Source organism: Microcystis sp. M31BS1, assembly GCF_020245285.1.
GTDB lineage: Bacteria > Cyanobacteriota > Cyanobacteriia > Cyanobacteriales > Microcystaceae > Microcystis > Microcystis panniformis.
On record NZ_JADBVE010000104.1, the window covers coordinates 1 to 3,519 of the forward strand.

Annotated in this window: 3 protein-coding genes and 1 pseudogene; 2 read left to right on the forward strand and 2 right to left on the reverse strand. The window is 40.3% G+C overall.

What is annotated here, in order from left to right; translation table 11 throughout:
• Positions 1 to 835: 835 nt before the first annotated feature.
• Both IM509_RS05990 and IM509_RS05995 read right to left on the reverse strand, forming a co-directional pair.
• Positions 836 to 1,561 carry a choice-of-anchor K domain-containing protein gene (locus IM509_RS05990; protein ID WP_185236792.1) on the reverse strand — a complete coding sequence of 242 codons (726 nt, stop codon included), beginning with the start codon at positions 1,559 to 1,561 and terminating at the stop codon, positions 836 to 838.
• Between the two features lie 288 nt (positions 1,562 to 1,849).
• Entirely contained in the window at positions 1,850 to 2,524 is a 675-nt protein-coding gene (locus IM509_RS05995; protein WP_052275861.1) for a TIGR04283 family arsenosugar biosynthesis glycosyltransferase, read from the reverse strand.
• A 231-nt stretch (positions 2,525 to 2,755) separates the two neighbouring features.
• On the opposite strand from IM509_RS05995, the pseudogene IM509_RS24035 reads away from it, so the two are divergent.
• Positions 2,756 to 3,001, forward strand: a pseudogene (locus IM509_RS24035) (CoA-binding protein); the annotation flags it as partial.
• A 92-nt stretch (positions 3,002 to 3,093) separates the two neighbouring features.
• Positions 3,094 to 3,519, forward strand: a 426-nt coding sequence (locus IM509_RS06005; protein ID WP_287716696.1) for an RNA-guided endonuclease InsQ/TnpB family protein, incomplete at its 3' end; no start/stop codon positions are given.

Below are 3,519 nucleotides of genomic sequence, written 5' to 3' on the forward strand. Positions count from 1 at the left end.
ATACAGTGAGTTCTTTTCTTCTTCCGTGAATTCTAGGTTAATCATGTTTTTAATGAGTGCTTTGCTTCTAATTATGACTCTTAAACTATATTATTGTCCTTGAGTAAAAAATGCAAGTTGTAGCCGTGCAAAGTATATCATACATCCTATAAAGTCGCCCTCAAAGGGCGAGGCTTTCAACCCAATTTTTCGGTAAAAAATAAATGGCTTTCCGGCAGTGTGCGCTTTTGATAATTTTCAATTATATGAATAGATTGATAAAGCTTGTTCTCAAGCCGCTAAAAGCCTATCAGTTCTTTGTGTGATCAGTTTAACTTACTATAGAAGCGATCAATCTTTGTGTCCTCTGTGTCTGGAGTGGTTCCTTCCACTCCCTCGCCAGCAGGACTGTATCTTAGAATACATTTTACCCACCAAACCTAAGATAGCCTGGTTCTTCGGTTTGTGTTATGCGATGGATGGGGTTACAAGGGATGAAAACCCTATATAGAGTTGGCTGAATAAATCTAATTTTTTCGATAAAAGCGGCAGGGTTAAAACCAGCAAGAGTGGCTGTGCCAAGGGTAGCACCTAAAAGATCAAGAAATTGACGGCGATCGAGAGACATATTCTCAGAGCAGATGTTCCGATGATCAATTATCCTATCGATCGGTGCCTTGGCAGAGAAAAGTTTTTATTTTTACCTGTCCGCTATAAGATGTCAAATTTTTTGAGTAATTGCCAGGGAATTTAAAAAAATTTGTTTACTCAAATTAAGAGTTAAATTTGGAAGGTTTCTAGAGCGCATTTTTCCTCAAGTGGAGATGGAAAAAATCCCATCCCCACACTTGTCAATTTATTTTCGCTGCTTGTTAAATACTGAACCCATCCCCAGTAAACCCAATGCCAATAACCCCAGAATCGAGGAAGGCTCTGGAACCGCTGGAAATGGATTTGGACCGGTACTGGGTGATAAAAATCCTTTTAAAGGATCACCCACGGCTCCAAAACCAACAAGATCGAGGGAATTAAACTGAGTTATAACTTCTACATAGGTCTCTTCTCCTTCTAGTACCCTGAAACTACCGAGATCGGGGAAATCCGTAAAGTAAATGAAATCTGCACTAGCGATAGGATCGGCAACATTTGGGGTGTTTACAATCGTGATTTTTAATGGCAATGTTTGAGTGAAATCTGGGTCGGAGGAAGTGGTGTTGATTATCAGATCAACCCCATTAATCCCAGTACCCCCAAAAACAGCGCCATTACGGTAATACAAGCGCCCTGCAACAAAGTCTTGACCCTTGGGCTGATCGGTAAAGTCAGAAGGAATAAAGGACAATTGATTGGTAAATGAACCATCTACAGGCGTTCCCCATTCGATGGTGTCGGTTCCGTTGCCCGTGTATACTGAGTCGGGGAGCGTGATGGCGTTGTCAAAATGGCCTGTCACTGTCCCTGTCCCTAAAATTGCTTGGGCGGCTTGGAAAGGGGTTAGGATGGCTAGAGTTGCCCCCGCTACCAACAAGCAATGCTTACCCCCCCCCACCTTTTTGATTACTTTTGTTAATGTTTGCGCCATGGAAACCTCTTCTTTGGTATGGTTTCCTCGATTATATGATTGTATTTTTCAAAAGACTGGTACTGCCTGCTACAAATAAGTAATGCTTACCCCCCCCGCATTCTTGATGATTTTTGTTAATGTTTGCGCCATGGAAACCTCTTCTTTGGCAGGGTTTCTTCGATTGTATAATTGTCTTTGCCTCTCTTGGATATTGGCTGAAAAATGTTCACAATGTCACATTATGGGCGCAAGCGTTGCGCCCCTACATTACACAATGACCTCAAATACTTTTTCAGCAAGCCTTTATTACCATAAACGATAAAAACTTTTCAACAAACTAGGCGGAATTTTTAGATAATAACCAATAATAACTAATTGATTAACTAAGGTAGTTTTGCCAACTCCTAATGTTTGCCAACGTCTTGCCGAGGTAATCACCGCGGCAGAAAATATGGCTATTTTACCCCTTTTTTTCAATCTTTGTATTAATTCAAAATCTTCCATAATTGGCAACTCAGGAAAACCGCCCAAATCGGCAAAGATTGAGGCTTTTAAAAATATTCCTTGATCTCCGTAGGGAAGAGAAAGCCAGCGAGAACGCCAATTAACTAATTTTTCCACTAAACGCAGGGATTTTTCCTCTCCATCAATTTTTAATTCAAAGGCCCCCGCTACTATTCCAGATTGGGATAAAGTATTGATAATTTGTTCTTGAAATTCCTGGGGGAGTAAAGTATCTCCGTGCAGAAATAATAAAATATCTCCTTTTGCTATTTTGGCTCCTAAATTCATCTGAAATGCACGACCTTTACTAGAAGAAATAATTACCTTCGCTCCCGATTGTTCGGCTATTTCTCTAGTTTTATCGGTACTTCCCCCATCGACAACAATAATTTCTACTCCCGTACCTATCTGTTTTAACGTTGCTGCAATTCTTAACTCCTCATTAAGAGTCGGAATGATAATACTAAGATAATTCATCAGGTTTTGTGGTAACTAAAGTCACAGGATTTAGGGGCGACCATCGGGTAAATTTTCCTACAGATACCGAGGGATTGACTGGGATTGGTAATAACTGTTTTTTCGGTAGAAAAGTTAAACATTGCTGTCAGTTCTCCAGAGTGGCTAAAGCTGGAGTCAAAAGTCGATACCAAATTAGGTTACACTTCATCTTTATGGAAAGCGAAACTCTGTTCTAAGATAGGTGGGACAATGCCGAATATTAAAGGAGACGATGGTGCGCTCAAAACCATCTTCAGCAATAGTAAAATTATCGCAGTGGTCGGGCATTCCGAGAAATCGAGCCGCGCCAGCTATCAGGTGGCCAAATTCCTGCAAGCGGTGGGTTATCGAGTCTATCCTGTCAATCCTATGGTCAAGCAAATTGACGGTCAAAGCTGCTATCCTTCTCTAGAGGCTATCCCTGAACCTGTGGATATTGTTAACGTTTTTCGTCATCGAAAATTTTGGGTCTGAAACCCCGTCGTTCTACGACGGCTTTACTGTTAAATATGAGCATCGTTTACGAAATATATGCTAAAATGTGAGGTATGGAAAAAGCCTATTCTTACCGATTTTACCCCACACCCGAACAAGAGTCGCTATTGCGGCGCACATTGGGCTGTGTAAGATTAGTTTACAATAAAGCTCTCCATCTCAGAACACAAGCTTGGTATGAAAGACAAGAAAGAGTAGGATATACTGAAACTTCTTCAATGTTGACCGAGTGGAAAAAGCAAGAAGAATTAAACTTTCTCAATGAAGTAAGCTGTGTACCTTTACAACAAGGGTTAAGACATTTACAAACAGCTTTTACTAATTTCTTTGCTGGTCGTACTAAGTATCCTAACTTTAAGAAAAAACATCAAGGAGGAAGTGCCGAATTTACCAAATCATCCTTTAAATTTAAAGACAAACAAATCTATTTAGCTAAATGCACAGAACCTTTACCTATTCGATGGTCAAGACAAATCCCA